This window comes from Lentzea sp. JNUCC 0626 (assembly GCF_043632865.1).
Taxonomy (GTDB): domain Bacteria; phylum Actinomycetota; class Actinomycetes; order Mycobacteriales; family Pseudonocardiaceae; genus Lentzea.
The window spans coordinates 409,880-431,172 of sequence record NZ_CP171635.1 but is presented as its reverse complement, the minus strand read 5'-3'; the positions used below and the strand labels follow the sequence as shown (position 1 = coordinate 431,172).

Below are 21,293 nucleotides of genomic sequence, written 5' to 3'. Positions count from 1 at the left end.
CGTGAGAGGCTCAGCCTCGCAGACCTCGATAGGGGTCGTCCGAGGGCAACCACGCGCGTTCCACCCCGAGGTCGCCGACGTCCCGCACGATCGCCTCGGCGGCCGCGACGACGTCCGCGCGCTCCTCGTCCGCCCGCCGCACCAACGACCAAGTCCACAACACCTCGGGCTCGACCACCGGCCGTGCCACCAGGTCCGGCGGCAACGGCGTGGTCTGCCCCTTCGGCGAGTTCAACACCGGCGTCGTGCACACCCGCACGTGGTCGAAGAACGCGGGCCCGGTGATCGCCCCGTTGTGGATGCGCCGCACCTTGCACCCGGTGTCGCGCGCGAACTCCTCGGCGTAGTCGTTCCACGACTGCCACGACGTGACGTCGTCGTCCACCAGCACCGCGATGTCCTTCGCCTTCACCGGACTGGCGTCCGACCCGACCGCCACCGCGTACAGCCGATCGGCCCCGAGCAGCTGCGCCTTGAGCCCGAGCTGCTCCGCGTCGGCCTTCCGAATCCAGCACACCGCGAGGTCCAGACTCCCGTCCGCCACCCGCGCCGCCTGCTGATGCGACGGCACCACCCACGCGTCGACGTACAGCTGTGCAACCCCGGCCGTGCGCGCAGTCAGGTCCGGCGGCAACCAGTTGACGTACCCGATCCGCACGGGCCGCGACCCGGACAACTGCCGAGCGTGCCGTTGCAGCTCGTCGGCCCGTTCGAGAAGTGCCCGCACCTCCGGCACGAGCGCGGCCCCGGCCGCCGTCAACGCCACCGTCCTGCGGTCGCGCGCGAAGAGAGGCACGCCGAGGTCCCGTTCGAGCGCCTTGATCTGCTGCGACAACGACGGCCCCGCGATCAACAACCGCGCCGCCGCCCGCCCGAAGTGCAGCTCGTCGGCGACCGCGAGGAAGTATCTGAGCTGACGCAGTTCCACGCTCCGCATCCTAGGAGCCTCAGCCTCCCACGCAGGAGCAAGCCGGTCGTGGCCCGCGACGTGGCTCCGGACGCACGATGGGCTCATGACAGAGTTCCTGGTCGAGATCACCACCGCGTTCCCCGATCTCACCGAGTCCGAAGTGGACACCCTGCGCGCAGCGGAAGCCGCCCGCGCCGCCGAACTCGCGGCCTCCGGCGCCCTCGTCCGCCTGTGGCGCCCGGCCGGCGAGAAGCGCAGCGTCGGCATTTGGCAGGCGACCGACGAGGACGACCTGCGCACGACCGTGCTGGGCTCGCTCCCGTTCCGCCCGTACATGACCGCGATCGCCGTCACCGCGCTGGACCCGCACCCGAACGACCCGGGCCGGTGAGCGCCGTGGCACCGCACCCAGACCAGGTGAGCGTCGCGGCCCCGCACCCGAGCATGCCGCTCCGATGAGCGTCCGCGCTGCCGCGGCACTGGCGGCGGGCATGGGCATCGGCCGCTTCGTCTACACCCCGATCCTCCCGCTCATGACCGCCCAAGCGGGCCTCTCCACCGCCGCCGCCGCATCCCTCGCCACCGCCAACTACCTGGGCTACTTCGTCGGTGCCATCGCCACGGTCGTGCGCGCGCCGTCGCGGGTGGCGAACCCTGTGGCCCTCGTGCTGCTCGTGGCCACGCTCGCCGGAATGCCGCTCACGCACTCGATGGCGGCGTGGTTCGCGTTGAGGTTGGTCGCCGGGGTGGCGAGCGCGGTGGTGTTCGTGGCGGCGGTGAACGCGCGGCCGGGGTGGGGCATGGCGGGCGTGGGCGCGGGGATCGCGCTGTCCGGGCTGGTGGTGCTGGGGTTCGGGCAGTGGCAGGCGACCTGGTGGGTGGCGGCAGGAGTGGCGGCCGCGCTGGGGGTCGTGGCGTGGGGGCTGCGGCCGGACGCCCCGAAACTGTCAGACCTGCCTGCGACGATAGGAGTGGGGCCTCGAAGCCCCTTGGGGGCCGGTGAGCCGGGATCGATCCAGAGGCAAGCTACGCGCCGGGCGTTCGGCTTCCTGTTCGCCGCCTACACCCTCGAAGGCGTCGGCTACATCATCGCCGCCACCTTCCTGGTCGCGGCCATCAGCGGCCCACTCGGCAGCAGCGCCTGGATCGTCGTCGGCCTCGCCGCCGCCCTCTCCCCCACGATCATCAAGCCAGGCCGCTACACCCTCCCCGCGGCCCTGGCCGTCCAAGCCGCAGGCATAGCCCTCCCCGCCCTGATCAACGGCTCGGCCCTGATCGCCACGCTCCTCTTCGGCGGCACCTTCATCGGCATAGCCGCCACCGCCCTCAACCAAGGCACCGCACTGGGCATCCCGAACGCCCCCGCCATCCTCACCGCCGACTACTCGGCAGGCCAGATCATCGGCCCCCTCCTGGCCACCCCGCTCCTCAAATCCGGCTACGACCAGGCACTTCTCCTGGCCGCAGCCATAGTCGCAACAGCCGCCATCACAGCTCTAGCACCACCTTCACGTCACCGGGCCGCGTCTCAAAGGCCTCACCAAAACGCTCCAAAGGCACCCGCCGAGTGATCAACGAAGTCAGCCACGCAGGATCCGCCCGGTCCAGCATCGCGGACGCCTCCCGGTAGTGGCGCGGGTTCGAGTTGACCGTCCCGAACACGATCCCGTTGCGCAGCACCAGATCCCGGTTGATCTGCCCGACGTCGACCGGCACCACCTCAGGAGAAGGCACCCCGGTCAGGCACACCAGTTCCCGCCCCAAAACGGAAGCGACCACCGACGGCGCCCCGGTCGCCTCGATCACCACGGGACAATCAGGCAAGGTCCGGTGATAGGTGGCCCCCAAAGACGACACCAGAGCAGGCTTGGGCCCATCCTCAGCAAGATCGAACACGTGCACGTCCAACCCCCGCTGCACCCCGATCAACGCCGCCAGCAACCCGATCGGCCCAGCCCCGGTCACCAGCACCGAATCGAAGGCGAAGCCCAGCCGATCCAGCCGTTCCCAAGCCTTGACCACCACCGAAGCGGGCTCCACCAACACCCCGGAGAACGAACTCACCGCCACGGCGTACTCGGCAGGCACCGTCCACAGCTCGGAGGCGTAGCCGTCCAGCCCGGTGATCCCGCGCTCGGTGTAGAGACCGTTCCGGCACATGTCGAACTCACCGCGCGCGCACGCCTCGCACGGCACGGGGTCGGGTCTGCGCACCACGCCGGCCACCAGGGTGCCGGGCTCGAACCCCGGCCCGCTCACCACCCGTCCGAGTGACTCGTGGCCGATCACCAGGCGGCGGCCCACGCCGAACTCGCCGCGCACGATCTCGCGGTCGGTGCCGCAGATGCCCACGGCGACCCCGGCCACCAGCAGCTCGCCCGGCAGAGGCACCGGATCAGGCACTTCCTCCAGAGACAACGACCCGGCCCGGGCAAGATCCACCGTCAGTGCGCGCATGAAGACCATTCTTGACACATCAACACCCGCACGCTGACTATGAGAGCGCTCTCACGACCCTGTCTCAGTGAGGAGATAAGTCGATGCGCAAGCTCCTGCTGCTCGCGACATCGGCCCTACTAGGGCTGACAACGATGACAGCAACGTCGATACCCGCCCAGTCAGCGCCGCCGAGCCAGCTCCCTCTCACCGTCACGAACAACTCCGGGCGCGGTGACGCCGTCCACCTCTACATCACCGGCATCATGAACGGCCGGCTCGGCTACCTGAACGGCAACGGCCAGTTCACGCCGTGGACCGGCGGGGCGATTCCGCCGGTGCCCGCGCCGGACTTCTCGATCCCCGGGCCGGGCAACGGCGCCAGCAAGACGGTCAACATCCCGATCAACTTCGCGGGCGGCCGCATCTACATGGCCTTCCGGGACAAGCTGAAGTTCAGCCTCGTGCCGAACGGGCTGGTGCAGCCCGCTCCGTGGGCGGGCGGCGACCCCAACCGCGACATCCTGTTCGACTGGAGCGAGTTCAGCTACGACGGCGGCGGTCTGTGGCTCAACAGCTCCCAGGTGGACATGTTCGCGGTGCCGCACGCGGTCGAGGCCACCTCGCAGGGCAACGTCACCAAGAAGACCGGCCAGCTCGTCGCGAACGGGCGGAACCGGATTTTCGACGCGCACCAGCAACTCGGTGGTGACTGGGCGCGGCTCGCGTACAGCCGCTCCGACGGCACGCGGCTGCGGGTGCTGAACCCGAGCAAGGGCCTCGACGGCGGTGTCTTCTCCAGCACGTACTTCCAGTCCTACGTCAACAGCGTCTGGTCGACCTACCAGAACACGCCGCTGACCGTGGTGCCGTTCCAGGCGGAGCCGAACCGCAAGTTCACCGGGCGCGTCAGCGGTGGCGTCATGCGGTTCACGAACACGGCGGGCCAGCAGGTCGCGGAGTTCCAGCAGCCGTCCACCCGGGACGTGCTCAACTGCGACGGACGGCTCGCGGCGCCGAACAACGAGCTCGGCGCGATCTCGCGGTCGCTGTGCGCGGCGCTCAACCGTTCGACGCTCGGCTTCATCCACACGGCGCCGACGTACAACGCGAGCCAGTTCTACACCCGTGCGACGACCAACCACTTCTCGAAGATCGTGCACGCCAACATGGTCGACGGACGGGCTTACGGGTTCGCCTTCGACGACGTCGGCGGCTTCGAGTCACTTGTCCACGAACCGAACCCGCGTTCGGCAAAGATCACGCTGACCGGATTCTAGACCGAAGCAATCTTGATTTTGATCGACTTTCACTCCACTGTGTGAGGCGCCGTCGCCGCGGCTCTCACACAGTGGAGTCGTTGTGTGCGTAGGGGTCTTGCTGGTCGAAGACGACGAGCGAATCCGGCAGGCGTTGAGCCTCGCCTTGTCCGACGAGGGTTTCTCGGTGGGCGAGGCGGGTTCGGGCGAAGTCGCGTTGCACCGTTTGGGGACGGAGTCGTTCGACGTGGTGCTGGTCGACCTCACCCTGCCCGGCGTGGACGGTCTGGAGGTGGTCAGAACCCTGCGGGCACGCGGTGACCTGCCCATCATCGTGGTCACGGCGCGCACGGACGCCCGTGACGTGATCGCCGGGCTGGAGGCGGGAGCGGACGACTACGTCACGAAACCGTTGATGGCGAGCGTTCTCGCCGCACGCATCCGCGCGTTGCTGCGACGACGCGGGCCGGGCCGCGAGGCCGTGCGGATCGGGGACCTGGAAATCCGTCCGCAGGAAGGACTTGTGCACCGTGCGGGTGAACGCGTTCATCTCACCAGGACGGAATTCCGGCTGTTGCTGGAACTCGCTGGTGCGGGCGGCCGCATCGTCACGAGAGAGCAGTTGCTGCAAAAGGTGTGGGGATACGACTACTTCGGCGACACCCGTTTGCTGGACGTGCACATAAGACGGCTGCGCCGCAAGATCGAGGCCAACCCCGACGATCCCGACCTGCTGCTCACCGTGCGCGGCACCGGGTACCGGATCCGCTCGTGATGCCGGAGGTCGCCGTCGCGATCGGCTCGGCACTGCTCGGCGCCGCCCTGGGCTCGTGGGCGGCCAGGCGGGCGCTGAGGGCCAGGTTCGACTCGATGGCGCGGGAGTTGGAGCAGAGGGCGTTGCGGGAGGCCAGGTTCGCCTCCGACGTCTCGCACGAGCTGCGCTCGCCGCTGACGACGATGGTCAACGCGGGCGCGGTGTTGCGGCGGCGGAAGGAACACCTGCCCGGCACGGCGGGCACGGCGCTGGAGCTGCTGACCTCGGAGGTCGACAGGTTCGCCCGGATGGTGGTGGACCTGCTGGAGATCTCGCGCGCCGACCAGACCGACGACCCGCCGCCGGAGGACATCGCGCTGGACGCGTTGGTGCGCAACGTGATCGCGACACGCGCCGCACCCGTGCCGATGGAGCTGGCGCCTGCCGTCGTGCTCGGCGATCGGCGGCGCCTCGATCGCGTGCTGACGAACCTCCTCGACAACGCCGAACGGCACGCAGGCGGCGCGGTCCTGGTGACGGTGCGGGTGGCGGGCACGTCGGTGCGGCTGGAGGTCGAGGACGCCGGGCCCGGGGTGCCCGCGCGGTTGCGGGAGGAGATCTTCGAACGGTTCGCGCGCGGCGTCATGGCGGGCAGCCGGGGCGGTGACACCGGCAGCGGGCTGGGGCTCGCGCTGGTCCGCGACCACGTGCACCGGCTGGGCGGCCGGGTGTGGGTGGAGGACCGCGCGCCACGGGGAGCGCGGTTCGTCGTGGAGATGGTCTTACGGAGTTCTGACGGCCGGGCGTCTCGCGGCGCCGGGCGGGCGTGACGGCCCTACGGTCGGTTCATGCGAGTACTGATCACCGGCGGGGCCGGGTTCATCGGGTCGCACGTCGCGGACGAGCTGACCTCCCAGGGCCACGAATGCGTGGTGCTCGACGCGTTGCTGCCCGAGGCACATGGCACCGTTCCGGTGCTGGAACACGAACTCGTCGTGGGCGACGTGACCGATCCGGACGTGCTGCGACCACTGTTGTCCACTGTGGACGCCGTGTGCCACCAGGCGGCCATGGTCGGGCACGGCGTGGACCCGTTCGACGCGCCTTCCTACGCGCGGCACAACGACCTCGGGACGGCCGTGCTGCTGGCCGAGATGCACCGGGCGGGGGTGTCTCGGCTGGTGCTGGCGTCGTCGATGGTCGTCTACGGCGAGGGGCGCTACCGCTGCCTGACGCACGGGATCGTGCGCGCCGAACGCACCGCCGCCGACGTGGCGATGGGCATGTACGAGCCGCGCTGCTTCTGCGGTGACTTCGTGGTGTCCGAACTGGTGCCCGAGGACGCGCCGCTGGAGCCGCGCAGCACCTACGCCGCCACGAAACTGGCGCAGGAGCACCTGGCGGTGGCGTGGGCGCGGCAGACCGGCGGGAGCGTGTGGGCGTTGCGTTACCACAACGTCTACGGGCCGCGGATGCCACGCGACACCCCTTACGCCGGGGTGGCGTCGATCTTCCGTTCCGCGTTGCAGAACGGCGTCGCGCCGCGGGTCATGGAGGACGGGCGGCAGCGACGGGACTTCGTGCACGTCACGGACGTGGCGCGGGCCAACGCGCTGGCGCTCGCGTCACCGAGGCCTGGTTTCGAGGCCGTGAACGTCTGCTCCGGCACCCCGCACACGATCGGCGACCTGGCGTTCGCGCTGGCCGACGCGTGCGACGGGCCTACGCCGGAGATCGTGGGCGGGGCGCGGGCGGGCGACGTCCGGCACGTCGTCGCGTCACCTGCGAAGGCCTTGGAGGTGCTGGGTTTCGAGGCTCAGGTCGGGTTCGAGGACGGGGTGCGGGAGTTCGCCTTCGCCGCGCAGCGGGAGCCGGTCACCAGTTCGTGAGCACCAGGTGGTTCACCGCCAGGGCCGTGACGGCCTGGGCGGTGAGCCACCTCTTGTGGTGGTCGAGCTTCGCCGTGCCGACGAGGAGCCAGACCGCGAACGGCAGCCAGATGCGTTCGGTCTCCGCCTTGCTGAGACCCGACAGGTCGGCGGCGAGGATCGCGACGCCCGCGCCGATCACCCACTTGTCCCTGCGCAGCCCCTGGATCCCGGCCGGGCCGATGACCAGCGCGAGCGCCGCGAGGTTCGCCCACACCCAGTACCAGTACGGCCTGGTGTCGCCGATGCCCTGGTAGTAGCGGAGTTTGACGAGCTCGTAGCCGTCGAGCCACCAGAACCCGCTGATCGCGAACGCCCCCACGACCGCGAGCACGCCTGCGGCAGCCCAGCCGATCCTGCGGAAGTCCTTGCCCAGGGCGACGAGCGCGAGCGGGGCGAGCAGCACCAGCCCGTACGACAGGAACAGGCACCAGCCGAGCACCGCGCCGCCGAGCACCGGCCAGCGCGTGAGCAGGTAGATCCCGACCGCCGCGACGCCCAGGAACAGGCCGTCCGCCGACGCCCCCACCCACACCGCGCCGGGGAACAGCACGAGGAACGGCAGCACGGCGTTGTTGTCGACGGCCCTGGGAATCGCGACCACGGCGAGCGAGCCGACCAGCACGCAGAACAACGACGCGACCGCTCCCCCACCGAGCCCGATCCGGTCGAGCGCGACGAACGTGAGCAGCGCGCCCGGCGGGTGTCCGGAGACGTGCGTGGTCCACGAGTCGGGCTGGAAGTCGGGGATGCGCTGGGCGAACGTGCTGAGCATCGCCGGGATGTCGGTGACGCCGGGAACCTCGTGCAGGTACTCGTCGTCGGTCGTGAGCCTGGTGACGAACCGGCCCCAGCCGTCGATCATGGCCAGCGACAGGGTGAACGCGACTGAGGTCGCGTACGCGATCGGCAGCGCGAACCTGTGCCGTGCCAGCTCGGGTCCCTTGGTCACGACGAGGACCGCGATCAGGATCGCGGCAGGCGTGCCGGGGCCTACGTGGGGTTGCCAGTCGCCGAACAGCGGTGCCGCGGCGGCGAACAGGATTCCGGGGTCGTTGACGTTGACGACGACCCCGATGATGATGGCGGCAGCGACGAGCAGCCCTGCGATGACGAGACGCACCGCGCCCAACCTAGGGGGTCCGCCGGATGCCCGCCGGGCTCGCAAGACAATCGTAAGAACTCTTTCGTGCGTCACAATTCCGTAAGCACCACAACACTTTCCCTTGGTCCAAGGTGGACCCATGGATGTCGTGTTGCCCTGCCTGGACGAGGCCGCCGCACTGCCCGCGGTCCTCGCCTCCCTGCCTCCCGGCCACCGCGCGATCGTCGTGGACAACGGATCCACCGACGGCTCGCCCGAGGTGGCCGCCGCGTGCGGCGCGCTCGTCGTGCACGAGCCCCGCCGCGGCTACGGCGCCGCCGTGCACACCGGTCTGCTCGCGGCCACCTCGGAATTGGTGGCGTTCGCCGACGCGGACGGTTCCCTCGACCTGGCCGAACTCCCCGCGATGGCGGACCTTCTTTCCGATGCCGACCTGGTTGTCGGCCGGCGCCGACCCGTGCACGCAAGCGTTTGGCCGTGGCACGCGCGGGCGGGCAACGCCGTGATCGCCACCTTGTTGCGGCGCAGAGGTTTGGCCGTGCACGACATCGCGCCGTTGCGCGTCTGCCGCCGGGAAGCGTTGCTGGCGTTGGACGTCCAGGACCGCGCGTTCGGCTATCCCCTGGAACTCCTGGTGCGCGCGGCCGCCGCCGGGTGGCGCGTGCACGAGGTGGACGTGACCTACCGGGCCCGCGCGGCCGGCACGCGCTCGAAGGTGTCGGGCTCGGTGCGCGGCACGATGCGCGCCGCCCGGGACATGGCGGGGGTGCTGCGATGAGGTTCTGCCTGCTGATCATGGCCAAGTCCCCGGTGCCGGGCGAGGTGAAGACCCGCCTGTGCCCGCCGTTGTCGCCCGAGGAGGCGGCGGACGTGGCGGCGGCCTCGCTGCTCGACACGCTGTCGGCCGCTCTCGACACGCCGGGTGCCGTGCCGGTGGTGGCGCTGGCGGGGGTGGTGCGCCGCGAGGACGTCCGGGACGCGCTGGCCGAGTGCGTGGTGATCCCGCAGCGGGGCGACACGTTCGCTTCGCGGCTGGTGCACGCGCACGCCGACGTGGCGCGGTTCCGGATGCCGGTGTTGCAGATCGGGATGGACACGCCGCAGGTGACGCCGTCGCTGCTGGAGTCGTGCGGCGAGTTCGGGGAGGCGGCTCTGGGGTTCGCGGCGGACGGCGGGTGGTGGGCGCTCGGGCTGCGGGACCCGCTGCGGGCGTCGGTGCTGCGGGACGTGCCGATGTCGCGGTCGGATACCGGGGCGCGGACGTTGGAGGCGTTGCAAGGCCCGGAGAGGTTGCGGGACGACGAGGTGCGGATGCTGCCGACGCTGTCCGATGTGGACACGATCGAGGACGCGCGACTCGTCGCGGGGCAGGTGCCAGGCAGCCGGTTCGCCGCCACGTTGCTCGGGATCACGGCGGTGACGTCGTGATGTTCGACCAGGCCTTGCGCGGCCGTCCCAGCTGGCTCGACCTCCCCGGCGTCACCTCGCGCGAACTCAGCGTCGCCCGCTGGCAGGCCGACGCCGACGACGGCGACGCGGTCCTCCTCGACGCCTGCGCCGGCCCCACCCTCGACGTCGGCTGCGGACCCGGCCGTCTGGTCACCGCGCTGCTGTCCCGCGGCGTGCACGCGCTGGGCGTCGACGTCTCGCCCGAGGCGGTCCGGCGCACCACGGCGCGGGGTGGCGTGGCGATCCGGCGTGACGTCTTCGGGCCGCTGCCCGGTGAAGGGCGGTGGCGGCACGTGTTGCTGGCCGACGGCAACATCGGCATCGGCGGTGATCCGGCGGCGTTGTTGCGGCGCGTTCGCCGGTTGCTCGGGCCCAGCGGGACGGTGGTCGTCGAGGTGGAGCCGCCGGGGTCCGGTCTCACGGTCGGGCTGGCTCGGGTGCGGACCGCCGACACCTGCGGGCAGCGGTTCCCGTGGGCGTGGAGTGACGCGGAGTCGGTGGCGGCGGACGGGTTCTTCCTGCTGTGGCAGGTGGAACGGGCCGGGCGCTGGTTCGCGTGCTGGGAGCGGCTGTGAAACGTCCCCTGAAACTCCCGGTCTTCAAGGCGCCCGCGCACCACCCCGGCGTGACCAGCCGGGTCGGCACGTGGCTCGGCATCGCGTTCGGGTTGTGCTTCGTGACCGGGCTGATCAGTCACGGCATCCAGCACGAGTGGCCGTGGCCGACGCGTCCGGCCGGGCTCTACCGGGTCACGCAGGGAGTGCACGTGATCTCCGGGGTGGCGGCGATCCCGTTGCTGCTGGCCAAGTTGTGGAGCGTCTACCCGAAGCTGTTCGACCGGCCGCTGGTCAGGTCGGTGCCGCACGCCCTGGAGCGCGCGTCGATCTTCGTGTTGCTCGGGGCGTCGTTCTTCGAGCTCGTGACGGGGCTGTTCAACGCGGCGCAGAACTACCCGTGGTCGTTCTACTTCCCGACGGCGCACTACGCGGTGGCGTGGATCGCGATCGGGGCGATGCTCGTGCACATCGCCGTGAAGATCCCGGCGATCCGCCGGACGCTGGAACCGCAGTCGGAGGAGCGGACCGTGTTGTCGCGCAGGGCTTTCCTGCGGACCACCGCGCTCACGACCGGCGTCGCGGTGGTCGCGACGGCCGGGGTCACGGTGCCGTGGCTGCGCAAGGTGTCGGTGCTGGCGTGGCGGTCGGGCGACGCGCTGCCGGTCAACCGGACGGCCAAGGCCGCCAACATCGTCGTGCCCCCGGACTGGAAGCTGACGGCCGGTGGCCGGACCTACTCGCTCAAGGACCTGCAAGCCATGCCGCAGACGACGGTCGAACTGCCGATCGCGTGCGTCGAGGGGTGGAGTCAGAACGCCACGTGGACCGGGGTGCGAGTGCGTGACCTGGTGAGCGGAGGGGACGTGCGGGTCGAGTCGCTGGAGAAGGACGGGCTGTACCGGGCGACGACGTTGCCGGAGTCGTTCGCGCGGGACCCGTTGACGTTGCTGGCGCTGCGGCTCGACGGGGAGGAGCTGACGCCGGACCACGGCTACCCGTGCCGGTTGATCGCGCCGAACAGGCCAGGGGTGTTGCAGACGAAGTGGGTCACGTCGCTGGAGGTGCGGGCATGAGCAACCCGGCTGTCTTCACCACGAGGGTCGCGATCGGCGTGGCCGGCGTGGCCCTGGGTGCCTGGGGCGCGTGGCTCCTGCTCCCCCAGGTCACCCTCGAACTCCTGCTCTGGCTCGGCGGCGGCGTGGTGCTGCACGACTTCCTGATCGCCCCACTCGTCGGCATGTCCGGCTTCGTGGTCAAACGCCCGTCCATCGGCATCGGCCTGGCCGTCAGCGGCGTCCTCACGCTCGTAGCCGTCCCGCTGCTCTGGCGCGAGCACAGCGGCCCGGCCAACCCGGGCCTGCACGACCGCGACTACCCCACCGGAGTCGCGGTCGCGCTCGCCGTCGTCTGGGCGTCGGTGGCCCTATACGAGGTCGCGGCGCACCTTCAGCACCGTCGCCGCACCCACGAACACCACCACGTACCCGGCGAGGAACAGCGCGGCGGTGGTGCCGCTCAAAGAGGTCAGGACGCCCGGAGCACCCGATCCGCCGACGGCCCCGGCGAGGTTGCCGGCCGAACCACCGGGCAGCACCTCGGTCAGCGACTCGACGGGGCCGAGCAGGGAACCCACGCCCCGCAACAGGTTCTCCGTCACGATCGCCCACATCAACCCGAGCCCGACGGCCAGCGCGGGGCCCTTGGTGACGACGCCGAGGAACACCCCGAAGCCCGTCCACATGGCGGCGATCAGCAGTGACGCGCCCAACGCCTCGAACACGCCCCACCCCGGCAGGCTCCAGTCCCAGCCCTCCACGGAAGCGATCACCACGGCAGCGCTGAGGTTCACCACGAACGTCAACGCCACCAGCAGGACCACGACGACCGCCAACGCGCCCAGGGTGCCCGCCATCGCCGACACCCGGCGCGGACCGGCGGTCAGCGTGGTCTTCCAGGTGCCCCAGCCGTAGCCGCTGCCGACCGCCAACGCCGCCAGCACCAGGATGATCGCGCCACCGAACATCGGCAGGCCGCGCACGACGGCCACGCCCACGTTCTCCGGTTGCATCGCGCTGATCAGCTGCTGCTGGGACATCCCGCGCGTGTTCGTGCCGCCTTCCAACGCCAGGTAGTTGAACACGTAGCCGAACGTCAGCGTCATCACCAGCCAGACGCCGATCAGCACCCACGTCGCCGGCCACTTCCACAGGCGGAGCAGCTCCGCCTTCACGCTGCCCATCACGCCGCTCCCGTCATCTCGAAGAAGACCTCTTCCAACGTCCGGCGCAGCGGCCGGACCTCCTGCACGTCCACGTCGGCCGCCACCAGGGCACGCACCAGGGCGCCCGCGTCCGTCTCCCGCACGTGCAGCACGTCGCCGTGCCGCGTGCTGCCCTCGATCAGCACCAGCGCCTTCTCCAGCGGGTCCGCGCGGATCAGCAGCACCGTGTCGCCGCGTAGCTGTTCGACGGTCGACTCGGCCACCAGCTTCCCGCCCGAGATCACCCCCACCCGGTCGCAGATCTCCTCGACCTCGCCGAGCAGGTGGCTCGACAGCAGCACCGTCTGGCCCTGCGCGGCCAACGCGCGCACCAGGTCGCGCATGTCGGCCATGCCCGCCGGGTCGAGGCCGTTGGTCGGCTCGTCGAGGATCAGCAGTTCGGGCTGCCCGAGCAACGCCGCGGCGACGCCGAGCCGTTGCTTCATGCCGAGCGAGTAGCGGCGGAACTTCTCCCCCGCCGCGCCCGTCAGGTCGACCTGTTCCAATGCGGCCTCGACCTCGCTGGCACGCACACCACGCCGCGACGCGTGCACGCGCAGGTTGTCGCGGCCGGACAGGTAGGGGTAGAAGCCGGGCCCCTCGATCAGCGACCCGACCTTGAGCAACGCCTTGGGCGTGCCCGGCGCCTCACCCAGGACGCGGGCAGTTCCACTGGTCGGCTTCACCAGCCCCAGCAGCATGCGGATCGTGGTCGTCTTGCCCGCGCCGTTGGGGCCGAGGAACCCGTAGACCTCGCCCCGCCGCACGGACAGACTGACCTCGTCCACCACGGCGCGGTCGCCGTAGCGCTTCGTCAGCTTCTCCGTCGTCACGATCATGCCGACAACACTGGCCGCGCCACAGCAGAAGGTCGTCCGCTCCGGAGCGTCATGAAGATACGCACATCTGCGTACGCGCCCGGTCGTATGGTCAGGACCATGCGGATCAAATGGCAGGACATCGTCATCACGGTGGCCCTGCTCGTCTTCGGCCTCGGCGGGACGCGGTTCGCCGCGCTCCTGCAGAACGCGGTCTCCCCCGACGTCTTCGCCTACCTGCTGATCACGGTGGCGGCGAGCGGCCTGCTGTTCCGCACCGCGCGTCCGCTGTGGACGGTCGGGATCACGACGGTGGCCATCACCGTCTACCTGGCGCAGGGCTACCCGTTCGGCCCGATCCTGATGAGCGGGGTCGCGGCGATGTACGCGGTGGCGGTGTACGCCCGCATCGAACTCGCCGCCGCCAGCGCCCTGGTCTACGCGCTCGCGATTCTGCCGTGGTGGAACGACTCGATCACTTCGTGGATCACTTGGGCGGCGGGCTGGATCCTGCTGCCCGCGGCGGCGGGTGTGCTGAGGAGGCTGCGCCGCAAGTCCGTTGTGGACGTTCGCGAGCGGGCGGTGATCTCCGAACGGCTGCGGCTCGCCCAGGAGGTCCACGACGTCGTCGGCCACGGGCTCTCCGTGATCGCCATGCAGGCCGGAGTCGCCCTCTACGTCCTCGACAAGGACCCGGCCAAGGCCAGAGCGTCACTCGAAGCCATCCGCGCCACGTCGAAGGAAGCGCTGGAAGGGCTCCGGTCCGAATTGGACACCCTGCGCGGCAGCGCTCCCCTCACCCCGACGATCACCCTCGCCGACATCCCGCCCCTGGCCGCGAGGATGCGCGAGGCGGGACTCGAGGTGTCGACGGAGATCGAGGACGTCGACCTGCCCGACACCTACCAGCTCGCGGTCTACCGGATCGTGCAGGAGTCGCTCACCAACGTGCTGCGGCACTCGAACCCCGGCGTCACGGCGACGGTCAAGGTCTACACCGTGCGCGGGGAACTGGTCGTGCACGTCACCGACACCGGCGCGCCCGCCGCGTTCGTCGAGGGCCACGGCATCACGGGCATGCGGTCACGCGCGGAACAGCTGGGCGGCACGCTCGAAGTCAGCGGAGCGCACGGCTTCGCGGTGATCGCCCGGATACCGTTGCCGTCATGATTCGCGTGGTGGTGGCCGACGACCAGCCGCTGGTCCGGATGGGACTGCGGACGTTGATCGAGACCGAGGACGGCGTCCAGTTCGCCGGCGAGGCAGCCGACGGCCGCGAAGCGCTCGGGCTGATCCAGGCCACGAAACCGGACGTGGTGTTCCTCGACATCCGCATGCCGTTGATGGACGGCCTGGAGGTGCTCCGGCGGGTCAGCGCGAACCCCGACCTGGCCGAGGTCAGGATCGTCATGCTCACGACGTTCGACCTCGACGAGTACGTGTTCGAGGCGCTGCGCACCGGCGCGTCCGGGTTCCTGGTCAAGGACTCCGACCCGACGGACCTGCTCAGGGCCGTGCACGTGGTCGCCGACGGCGGGTCGCTGCTCTCGCCGTCCGTCACGCGCCGGGTGATCGAGCGGTTCGCGTCCGGCGCCTCCGCCCGCCCGGTGCCGCACCTCGACAAGCTCACCGAACGCGAGCGGGAGATCATGCGGCACGTGGCGTCCGGCGCGTCCAACGACGAGATCGCCGCCGTGCTGGTCATCTCGCCCGCGACGGTCCGCACGCACGTGTCGCGGGCGATGGTGAAGCTGGGCGCACGCGACCGCGCCCAGCTCGTGGTGTTCGCCGTCCAGTCAGGCCTGACTTGATTCGAAGGCCTGCCTGAGGCCCAGGGCGATCTCGGGCGGGATCGAGTCGTAGGAGCGCGGCGGCTGCGGGTCGTACTCGATGCCGACCTGCACGGCCTGCGCCACCACCTCGCCGAACTCGGCCTCGACCAGCCGCAACGCCATGTCGATGCCCGCCGACACGCCCGCGCCGGTGACGACCTTGCCGTCGAACACGACCCGGTCCGTCGACACCTCGACCCCGCGCACCTCCAGGTCCTCGCGCGCGGCCCAGTGCGTCGTCGCCTTCGACACCAGCCCGGCCTCGGCGAGCAACGTCGACCCCGTGCACACCGACGTCGTCCACTTCGTCGTCGGATGCACCTCGCGCAGCCACTCGACGACGCCGCCGGAGTCCTTCAGCAGTTCCTTCCAGTGCCCCGACCCCGGCACCACGACGATGTCGGTGGACTTCAGCGAGTCGAACGTGTCGGTCGGCGTCACGATCAACCCGTTGTCGGACCTCACCGGGTCCAGCGTCGCCGCGACGAACCGGGCGGTGACGACCGGCACGCTGGCGATCACCTCCATCGGGCCGACGAAGTCGAGCGAGGTCATGTTCGGGTAGAGCACGAAAGTGGCGTCCATCAGGCAACCCCAGTGGTCCGGAAGCGGGCGCGGTAGCTGCCCGGCGACACGCCGAGCACGCGCAGGAAGGCCCGTCGCAGGGTCTCGGCCGAGCCGAAACCGGACTGTCGTGCGACGAGGTCGAGCGAGTCGCCGGTGCTCGCCAGCCGGTCGGCGGCGGCCTCGACGCGGGCACGTTCGACGTACTGCGCGGGCGAGGTGCCCACGCTGCGGGAGAACACGCGGGCGAAGTGCCGCACGCTCATCATGGCCTTGCGGGCCATGACCGGCACCGTCCACTCCCGCGTCGGATCGGCGTGGATGTCGTCCAGCAACGCGCGCAGCGAGCCGTCCTTCACCGGCTTCGCGCGGGTGTGGACGCTGAACTGCGACTGGCCGCCGGAGCGTTGCAGGAAGACGACCAGGTACTGCGCGATCTTGCGGGCCAGCGCGGGCCCGTGGTCCTGCTCCACCATGGCGAGCGCGAGATCGATGCCCGCCGTCACGCCCGCCGACGTGGCCACCTGGCCGTCGCACACGAAGATCGCGTCCGGCTCCACCTCGACGCCCCGGTTCTCGAGCTCACCGGTGAACGCCCAGTGCGTCGTGGCGCGCTTGCCGTCGAGCAGCCCGGCCCCGGCCAGCACCACGGCGCCCGTGCAGACACCCGCGACCCTGCGTGAGCGCAACGCCAGGCGCCGCAGGTTCGTCGTGAGCACCGCGTCGGCCGCGGCCTCGTCGTACCCCCAGCCGCCCACGACGAGCAGCGTGTCGATCGGACGGTCGAGGGTGCGCAGGTCGGCCCCGGCCTCGATGCGCACGCCCGCCGTCGCGACGAACGGCTCTCCCCCCAGCGTCGCGACGGTGACCTGGTAGCGCTCCTCGACGTAGTTCGCGGCGGCGAACACCTCGATCGGTCCCGCCAGGTCCAGCAACGCCGTGCGGTCGTACCCGACGACGACTATTTCCCTCGGATTCCCCACACCTCCACTTTCCCCATCCCCGGCTGAGGCGGCAACGCCACATCTCCCTCGCATTCGGCCACCCCCGTAAACTGGTGCGCGATGCGCAAACTGCTCTATCTCGGTGCGATCGGCGTGCTCACGATCCTGCTGGTCGTGAGCGACCACGTGTTCCCACCGCCCTCCGAACCGGACCGCGAGACCCGCACCGCGGTCGTGGCGCTCGGCGACAGCACGATGTCGGGCGAGGGCGCGGGCGACTACGAGCCGGGCACCGACGGCGAAGAGGGCGGCAACTGGTGCCACCGCTCGCGCGCCGCCGAGATCCTGCACACCGAGTTCCAGGCCGACCAGAAGATCAACCTGGCCTGCTCGGGCGCCAACTCCGACAAGCTGCGCAACGAGCAGCTGCCCCGGTTGCGCCAGCTCGCGGGCGCGAACCAGGTCGTCGCGATCGTCGTGGCCATCGGCGCGAACGACGACCCGCGCTTCTCCGAGATCCTCAACAAGTGCTTCGAGGCGTGGGGCAAGCGCAGCGACTGCACGTCGTCCGTCGCGCCGGAGTGGACCAAGCGCGTCAAGCGGATGATCCCCAAGGTCGAGAACACCCTGAACGCCATCCGCCAGACCATGCGCGACTCCGGCTACCTCGACTCGTCGTACCAGCTGGTCGTGCAGTCCTACGCGGCCCCGGTGTCGCCGAAGATGCCGCGTTCGCTGCAGAACCTGTCCGGTTGCCCGTTGCGCACCTCCGACCTGCAGTGGGTCGTCGAGGAGGCGGTGCCGGAGCTGTCGAACGGCCTGCGCACGGCGGCGGGCAAGGTCAACGCCCGGTTCCTCGACCTGGCCCGCGCCGGGGAGGGCCACGAGGCGTGCGTGGGCGGCGACGACCCGTCGACGGAGTGGTTCACCCGGCTGTCGGTCGACTGGGAGGGGCTGCGGGACGAGCGGCGCGCCTCGCACGCGTTGCAGGAGTCGTTCCACCCCAACGCCCGCGGGCACGCGCAGATCGCGCGGTGCCTGAGCGAGTTCCTGGCGTCGGAGAAGCGGGACGGGGCGTGCGTGCCGAAGCTGGACGGCTCGCTCGGGCTCACGACTGAAAGCTAGACCCAGAGCTTGAGCTCGTCACGATCCCAGCCTGGCTTGCCCGTGCGCGCGAACGCCGCCCACGCCTCGGCGATGTCACCGCGGAACATGTCCGGGACGTCCGCTCCGTGGTGTGCGGGATGCCGGGCGTAGATCGACCGGAACGCGCCGCGGTGCTCGTCGGCGAGCCTCATCGTGGGGCGCTGGAACAGGTCCACGTCCTCGTCGGCCGTGTGGCACACCATCAGCTCGACGTCGTACGGACCTTCCAACGGGCTGCGCGGGAGCGTGTCGCCGTCCACGATCGGTTGGTACAGCACGACATCCGGATCGGCGGCGCGCTGCACCTCGACGGCTTCTTGAGGCGTGAAGAACCGCCCTGCGAGGCTGTGCACGATCGCCTTGTGGAGCAGACCGGCGGCCGACGGCATCACCATCAGGCTCGCGACGGTCTGCGCCCCGGACGACTGGCCGGCGACGGTGACGTTGTAGGGATCTCCCCCGTACCGGGCGATGTTGCGCTGCACCCACCGCAACGCCGACACGACGTCGAGCAGCCCCCGGTTGTGCTGAACCCCTTCCAGCGCACCGTATCCGTCCACGGCGAGCCGGTAGTTGCAGCTGACGAACACGATGCCGAGAGACGCGAGCACATCCCCCGCGTACTCCGGTTGCGACGAGGAGCCGACGGTGTTCGCGCCGCCGTGGACCCACACCAGCACGGGACCGCCCGAGTCCACAGTGGACCAGACGTTCAGCGTGTGCGAGTCGCCGAACGCGCCGGTCGGCTCGCCGTCGCAGTCCACCGGTGGGTGGAGGCGGAGCGAGCCGACCGCGGGTTCGGCGTAGCGGATGCCGAGGTTCAGGCCGTCACCTGGTGCGAGAACGGCAGCACGCGCAGGTTCGCGCCCGCCCGTTCCAACTGCGCCAGCACGCTCGGGCGCATCCCCGCGATCTCCTGGTCCGCCGCCGTTCCGGCCATCTCCTGCAGCAGCACCTGCTGCGGGTGATCACCCTCGGCGTCGGCGACCGCCAGCACCCGGAACGGCGTGCCGGGTGCGAAGACCACGCGTTCCTCGGTGGACACGGTGACGCGGTCCGACACCTCGACCCGGCGGCCGGTGACGGACCAGATCAGGTACTCGGTGACGCCCTCGATGCGTTGTGACGGGTTCGCGACGGCGTCGATCAGGCCGTGGTCGACCAGGACGTCGCCGCTGCGGTAGCGGCGCGGGCCGGTCGGGCCGCTGACGCCCCACACCGTCGCCACGCCGCCGTGCACGGGCAGGCGGTTCAGGCCCGAGACGATACACGCGACGTACGGGCGCAGGCGGCCCAGGCGTCCCATGCGGAGCGTTTCGACGACCATGTCCTCGTCCTGCGACACGCACGCCAGCAACGCCGTGAGGTCGGTGACCGTGGCCTCGAACGCGGCCGGGTCCTCCTCGGCGTCCGGACGTTGGGAGAGCAGGCGGACCACCGTCGCCGCGTGCACGCCGTAACGCTCACCGAGCGCGCGCCGGACCGTGTCACGTTCCGCGTCCGAGCTGCTGTGTTCGCGGGCGATCGTCTCGCGCTCGCCGTCGTCCTCCGGCGGCACCTCCCACATCGCCAGCGGCTGCAACGGCAGCGGGCCGTCGACGCGGAAGCGGATCGGGGCGGAGTCCGGGTCGTCGGACGGGAACGCGGCCTCGTCCGGGTCGTCCAGCGCGTGCGAGGTGACCTTCGCGATCGCCGGACCGGCGCTGATCGAGGCGTAGGCGGGACCGGACTCGGCCGGGGTGACGGGCGTGAAGAAGCCCGAGCCGTTGTCCGACGAGTCACGCCTCGTCAACGCGTGCGCCGAGGTGCTCACGGGTTCCGGGGCGGGAGGCGGCGGGGGCGGCGGTGCGGTGACCTTCGAGTCGCAGAACACGAGACGCAGCAGCTTGCGCACCTCGGGCTCCAGGCGTTCCACGAGAGCAGCGCCGTGCACAGCGACCGCACCGGGCGTCGTGCGTCCCGGCGTGCCCACGGTCAGACGCGCCCACTCCGGGTCCAACGGCTGCGTGCGCACCTCGGCCGCGTTGTACGGCTCGTCCTGCTCGCGCACCCACAGACCGGAGGGAACGACCTCCAGCACCACGCCGTCGCCGAGCGCGAACACGCCGGGCGAGACCTCGTTGAGGCCCTGCACGGGCGCCCGGTAGCCGGACACGACGGGCACCGACTCGTTCGGCAGGCACAGGACCTCGGTGACGAACGGCCGCCAGGTCTGCTGGCCGCGCGGGTCGACCGCGATCACCGCGGGACCGCCGGAGCGCAGGTTGCCGACCGGGAGGCCGGTGAACATGGCGATCGGCTCGCCGATCTCGTCCGCGACGAGGCTGCCGATCGAGGCGTCGATGCCGTACGGGACGAGCCGCACGCGCGACCGGGCCGCCTGGGGCAGCGCGGTGAGCAGACGGCACACCTCGTCGATCGGGATCGCCGACTGGCCGGGACCGCCGACGACGAGCGTCAGCACGTTGTCGCGGCACGGCAGCGCCACGATCGGCCGCGAGTCCTGGGCGGCCGGGTCGAACGGCGGCACCTGCGCGCGCAGCCACATGCCGCTCGGGATGGGTTCGGAGATCCCGATCTCGCCCGTGGGCCACGGCGAGTTCGGGTCCATCGCCTCCCACTGCGGCACCGGGAAGCGGCGGCCGAACGGCATCGGGGACGCGTTCGGCTGGAACCGCACCCAGCTGCCGTAGCCCTGGGTGCCGACGACGAACGCGGCGCCGGGCACGGTGGTCAGCACGCCGTCCGGCGCGACGACCTCGGCCTGCAGCTGCTCGGCGAGCCACTGCGCGGGTGCGGTCGGCCGCATCGTGCCGGCGTGCGACACCGCGAGCCGGATGGGCCCACGGCCGTGCAACGCCGTCACGACGTGCGGCCAGAAAGTGCTCTGGTCTCCGCTCGGGAAGTCGACCACGACAACGGTCCGGCCGGTGTCCGCGGGCAACGCGCGGGCGAGGCCCGTGGCGCCCTGACTGGGGCCTTCCGGAGCGGAAACAACGAGCGTGGCGCCCACGAGGTTGGCCGCGAACGGCGTTCTCTGGGGCACCGGCTCCGGCGGCGGCGCTGCTGCCGGGGGCTGCTCGACGGCGTACAGATCCTGGTCCTGATCAGTGCTCGTGATGGTCTGCACCCCGAAAACGCTCTGGCCAGAACTCTGCTGGGTCTGCTGGATCTGTGGTTGCTGCTCGCCTTGGGCGGCGGCACGTCGGCCCAACAAGCGCCTGATCACCTCCGTGCCATCCCGGTCACTCGCCCTTTCGGTGTAATCGGGCAACGGTCGTGCACGCTATCAAGACGCAGCGCATCCGTCTCACCCAGTCGGGTTATTTGA

General features: G+C 70.8%; 23 protein-coding genes. 13 read left to right on the top strand and 10 right to left on the bottom strand.

The features are described from left to right. Nucleotides 1–10: 10 nt before the first annotated feature. Nucleotides 11–928 carry a LysR family transcriptional regulator gene (locus JNUCC0626_RS02065; RefSeq protein WP_394617908.1) on the bottom strand — a complete coding sequence of 306 codons (918 nt, stop codon included), beginning with the start codon at nt 926–928 and terminating at the stop codon, nt 11–13. 85 nt (nt 929–1,013) lie between these two features. Here JNUCC0626_RS02065 and JNUCC0626_RS02060 point away from each other — a divergent pair, with 85 nt between their 5' ends. Together JNUCC0626_RS02060 and JNUCC0626_RS02055 are read left to right on the top strand one after the other, a co-directional pair. Further along, nucleotides 1,014–1,301, top strand: a complete 288-nt coding sequence (locus tag JNUCC0626_RS02060) for a muconolactone Delta-isomerase family protein (RefSeq protein WP_394617907.1) — start codon at nt 1,014–1,016, stop codon at nt 1,299–1,301. A 64-nt stretch (nt 1,302–1,365) separates the two neighbouring features. Beyond that, nucleotides 1,366–2,481, top strand: a complete 1,116-nt coding sequence (locus JNUCC0626_RS02055) for a YbfB/YjiJ family MFS transporter (protein ID WP_394617906.1) — start codon at nt 1,366–1,368, stop codon at nt 2,479–2,481. Here JNUCC0626_RS02055 and JNUCC0626_RS02050 read toward each other — a convergent pair. Then, nucleotides 2,399–3,367: an alcohol dehydrogenase catalytic domain-containing protein gene (locus JNUCC0626_RS02050; RefSeq protein WP_394617905.1), complete on the bottom strand. Its 969-nt coding sequence runs from the start codon at nt 3,365–3,367 to the stop codon at nt 2,399–2,401. The two genes, JNUCC0626_RS02055 and JNUCC0626_RS02050, sit on opposite strands and share 83 nt — an antisense overlap. A gap of 83 nt (nt 3,368–3,450) precedes the next feature. Here JNUCC0626_RS02050 and JNUCC0626_RS02045 point away from each other — a divergent pair, with 83 nt between their 5' ends. The 4 genes from JNUCC0626_RS02045 (at nt 3,451) to JNUCC0626_RS02030 (ending at nt 7,248) form a co-directional block, all read left to right on the top strand. Continuing rightward, nucleotides 3,451–4,626, top strand: a complete 1,176-nt coding sequence (locus tag JNUCC0626_RS02045; RefSeq protein WP_394617904.1) for a beta-1,3-glucanase family protein — start codon at nt 3,451–3,453, stop codon at nt 4,624–4,626. Nucleotides 4,627–4,708: 82 nt separating this feature from the next. Further along, nucleotides 4,709–5,380: a response regulator transcription factor gene (locus tag JNUCC0626_RS02040; RefSeq protein WP_394617903.1), complete on the top strand. Its 672-nt coding sequence runs from the start codon at nt 4,709–4,711 to the stop codon at nt 5,378–5,380. Then, nucleotides 5,380–6,189 carry a sensor histidine kinase gene (locus JNUCC0626_RS02035; RefSeq protein WP_394617902.1) on the top strand — a complete coding sequence of 270 codons (810 nt, stop codon included), beginning with the start codon at nt 5,380–5,382 and terminating at the stop codon, nt 6,187–6,189. The genes JNUCC0626_RS02040 and JNUCC0626_RS02035 overlap by 1 nt, the downstream gene beginning before the upstream one ends. Nucleotides 6,190–6,207: 18 nt before the next feature. Beyond that, on the top strand, nt 6,208–7,248 hold the full coding sequence (locus JNUCC0626_RS02030) for an NAD-dependent epimerase/dehydratase family protein (RefSeq protein ID WP_394617901.1): 1,041 nt from the start codon (nt 6,208–6,210) through the stop codon (nt 7,246–7,248). Here JNUCC0626_RS02030 and JNUCC0626_RS02025 read toward each other — a convergent pair. Further along, nucleotides 7,235–8,410, bottom strand: coding sequence for a hypothetical protein (locus JNUCC0626_RS02025; protein ID WP_394617900.1), 1,176 nt, complete (start codon nt 8,408–8,410; stop codon nt 7,235–7,237). The genes JNUCC0626_RS02030 and JNUCC0626_RS02025 overlap by 14 nt on opposite strands. 121 nt (nt 8,411–8,531) lie before the next feature. On the opposite strand from JNUCC0626_RS02025, the gene JNUCC0626_RS02020 reads away from it, so the two are divergent. From JNUCC0626_RS02020 to JNUCC0626_RS02005, 4 genes are read left to right on the top strand one after another with little or no spacing between them, the layout of a single operon-like run. Continuing rightward, nucleotides 8,532–9,170 carry a glycosyltransferase family 2 protein gene (locus JNUCC0626_RS02020; RefSeq protein ID WP_394617899.1) on the top strand — a complete coding sequence of 213 codons (639 nt, stop codon included), beginning with the start codon at nt 8,532–8,534 and terminating at the stop codon, nt 9,168–9,170. Further along, complete coding sequence (locus JNUCC0626_RS02015; protein ID WP_394617898.1) at nt 9,167–9,820, top strand: TIGR04282 family arsenosugar biosynthesis glycosyltransferase; 654 nt, start codon at nt 9,167–9,169, stop codon at nt 9,818–9,820. Before JNUCC0626_RS02020 ends, JNUCC0626_RS02015 begins: the two co-directional genes overlap by 4 nt. Further along, nucleotides 9,820–10,416: a methyltransferase domain-containing protein gene (locus tag JNUCC0626_RS02010; RefSeq protein WP_394617897.1), complete on the top strand. Its 597-nt coding sequence runs from the start codon at nt 9,820–9,822 to the stop codon at nt 10,414–10,416. The genes JNUCC0626_RS02015 and JNUCC0626_RS02010 overlap by 1 nt, the downstream gene beginning before the upstream one ends. Beyond that, nucleotides 10,413–11,471, top strand: coding sequence for a molybdopterin-dependent oxidoreductase (locus JNUCC0626_RS02005; protein WP_394617896.1), 1,059 nt, complete (start codon nt 10,413–10,415; stop codon nt 11,469–11,471). Before JNUCC0626_RS02010 ends, JNUCC0626_RS02005 begins: the two co-directional genes overlap by 4 nt. On the opposite strand, the gene JNUCC0626_RS02000 is transcribed toward JNUCC0626_RS02005, so the two are convergent. The 3 genes from JNUCC0626_RS02000 to JNUCC0626_RS01990 are packed head-to-tail and all read right to left on the bottom strand — an operon-like array spanning nt 11,390 to nt 13,497. Then, nucleotides 11,390–11,761, bottom strand: coding sequence for a hypothetical protein (locus tag JNUCC0626_RS02000; protein WP_394617895.1), 372 nt, complete (start codon nt 11,759–11,761; stop codon nt 11,390–11,392). The two genes, JNUCC0626_RS02005 and JNUCC0626_RS02000, sit on opposite strands and share 82 nt — an antisense overlap. Nucleotides 11,762–11,821: 60 nt before the next feature. Continuing rightward, nucleotides 11,822–12,637, bottom strand: coding sequence for an ABC transporter permease (locus tag JNUCC0626_RS01995; protein WP_394617894.1), 816 nt, complete (start codon nt 12,635–12,637; stop codon nt 11,822–11,824). Next, nucleotides 12,637–13,497 (bottom strand): ABC transporter ATP-binding protein, encoded by an 861-nt coding sequence (locus JNUCC0626_RS01990; RefSeq protein ID WP_394617893.1) that lies wholly within the window; start codon nt 13,495–13,497, stop codon nt 12,637–12,639. The genes JNUCC0626_RS01995 and JNUCC0626_RS01990 overlap by 1 nt, the downstream gene beginning before the upstream one ends. 99 nt (nt 13,498–13,596) lie before the next feature. Here JNUCC0626_RS01990 and JNUCC0626_RS01985 point away from each other — a divergent pair, with 99 nt between their 5' ends. Both JNUCC0626_RS01985 and JNUCC0626_RS01980 read left to right on the top strand, forming a co-directional pair. Then, nucleotides 13,597–14,646 carry a sensor histidine kinase gene (locus tag JNUCC0626_RS01985; protein WP_394617892.1) on the top strand — a complete coding sequence of 350 codons (1,050 nt, stop codon included), beginning with the start codon at nt 13,597–13,599 and terminating at the stop codon, nt 14,644–14,646. Then, nucleotides 14,643–15,287 carry a response regulator gene (locus JNUCC0626_RS01980; RefSeq protein ID WP_394617891.1) on the top strand — a complete coding sequence of 215 codons (645 nt, stop codon included), beginning with the start codon at nt 14,643–14,645 and terminating at the stop codon, nt 15,285–15,287. Before JNUCC0626_RS01985 ends, JNUCC0626_RS01980 begins: the two co-directional genes overlap by 4 nt. Here the strand turns inward: JNUCC0626_RS01980 and JNUCC0626_RS01975 are convergent. Together JNUCC0626_RS01975 and JNUCC0626_RS01970 are read right to left on the bottom strand one after the other, a co-directional pair. After that, nucleotides 15,273–15,893, bottom strand: coding sequence for a DJ-1/PfpI family protein (locus JNUCC0626_RS01975; protein ID WP_394617890.1), 621 nt, complete (start codon nt 15,891–15,893; stop codon nt 15,273–15,275). The genes JNUCC0626_RS01980 and JNUCC0626_RS01975 overlap by 15 nt on opposite strands. Beyond that, a complete protein-coding gene (locus tag JNUCC0626_RS01970; protein WP_394617889.1) occupies nt 15,893–16,855 on the bottom strand; it encodes a GlxA family transcriptional regulator in 963 nt (320 codons plus the stop codon). Before JNUCC0626_RS01970 ends, JNUCC0626_RS01975 begins: the two co-directional genes overlap by 1 nt. Nucleotides 16,856–16,936: 81 nt before the next feature. On the opposite strand from JNUCC0626_RS01970, the gene JNUCC0626_RS01965 reads away from it, so the two are divergent. Continuing rightward, nucleotides 16,937–17,941, top strand: a complete 1,005-nt coding sequence (locus JNUCC0626_RS01965) for a GDSL-type esterase/lipase family protein (RefSeq protein WP_394617888.1) — start codon at nt 16,937–16,939, stop codon at nt 17,939–17,941. On the opposite strand, the gene JNUCC0626_RS01960 is transcribed toward JNUCC0626_RS01965, so the two are convergent. Both JNUCC0626_RS01960 and JNUCC0626_RS01955 read right to left on the bottom strand, forming a co-directional pair. Then, nucleotides 17,938–18,726, bottom strand: a complete 789-nt coding sequence (locus tag JNUCC0626_RS01960; RefSeq protein ID WP_394617887.1) for a carboxylesterase family protein — start codon at nt 18,724–18,726, stop codon at nt 17,938–17,940. The two genes, JNUCC0626_RS01965 and JNUCC0626_RS01960, sit on opposite strands and share 4 nt — an antisense overlap. Before the next feature lie 56 nt (nt 18,727–18,782). After that, entirely contained in the window at nt 18,783–21,179 is a 2,397-nt protein-coding gene (locus tag JNUCC0626_RS01955) for a hypothetical protein (RefSeq protein WP_394617886.1), read from the bottom strand. Between the last annotated feature and the right edge of the window lie 114 nt (nt 21,180–21,293).

Coding starts and splice junctions, on each gene's coding strand:
- JNUCC0626_RS02060 (WP_394617907.1), top strand. CDS start 1,014: ATGACAGAGTTCCTGGTCGAGATCACCACCGCGTTCCCCGATCTCACC.
- JNUCC0626_RS02055 (WP_394617906.1), top strand. CDS start 1,366: ATGAGCGTCCGCGCTGCCGCGGCACTGGCGGCGGGCATGGGCATCGGC.
- JNUCC0626_RS02050 (WP_394617905.1), bottom strand. CDS start 3,367: ATGCGCGCACTGACGGTGGATCTTGCCCGGGCCGGGTCGTTGTCTCTG.
- JNUCC0626_RS02045 (WP_394617904.1), top strand. CDS start 3,451: ATGCGCAAGCTCCTGCTGCTCGCGACATCGGCCCTACTAGGGCTGACA.
- JNUCC0626_RS02035 (WP_394617902.1), top strand. CDS start 5,380: ATGCCGGAGGTCGCCGTCGCGATCGGCTCGGCACTGCTCGGCGCCGCC.
- JNUCC0626_RS02030 (WP_394617901.1), top strand. CDS start 6,208: ATGCGAGTACTGATCACCGGCGGGGCCGGGTTCATCGGGTCGCACGTC.
- JNUCC0626_RS02020 (WP_394617899.1), top strand. CDS start 8,532: ATGGATGTCGTGTTGCCCTGCCTGGACGAGGCCGCCGCACTGCCCGCG.
- JNUCC0626_RS02015 (WP_394617898.1), top strand. CDS start 9,167: ATGAGGTTCTGCCTGCTGATCATGGCCAAGTCCCCGGTGCCGGGCGAG.
- JNUCC0626_RS02010 (WP_394617897.1), top strand. CDS start 9,820: ATGTTCGACCAGGCCTTGCGCGGCCGTCCCAGCTGGCTCGACCTCCCC.
- JNUCC0626_RS01995 (WP_394617894.1), bottom strand. CDS start 12,637: ATGGGCAGCGTGAAGGCGGAGCTGCTCCGCCTGTGGAAGTGGCCGGCG.
- JNUCC0626_RS01990 (WP_394617893.1), bottom strand. CDS start 13,497: ATGATCGTGACGACGGAGAAGCTGACGAAGCGCTACGGCGACCGCGCC.
- JNUCC0626_RS01985 (WP_394617892.1), top strand. CDS start 13,597: ATGCGGATCAAATGGCAGGACATCGTCATCACGGTGGCCCTGCTCGTC.
- JNUCC0626_RS01980 (WP_394617891.1), top strand. CDS start 14,643: ATGATTCGCGTGGTGGTGGCCGACGACCAGCCGCTGGTCCGGATGGGA.
- JNUCC0626_RS01975 (WP_394617890.1), bottom strand. CDS start 15,893: ATGGACGCCACTTTCGTGCTCTACCCGAACATGACCTCGCTCGACTTC.
- JNUCC0626_RS01965 (WP_394617888.1), top strand. CDS start 16,937: ATGCGCAAACTGCTCTATCTCGGTGCGATCGGCGTGCTCACGATCCTG.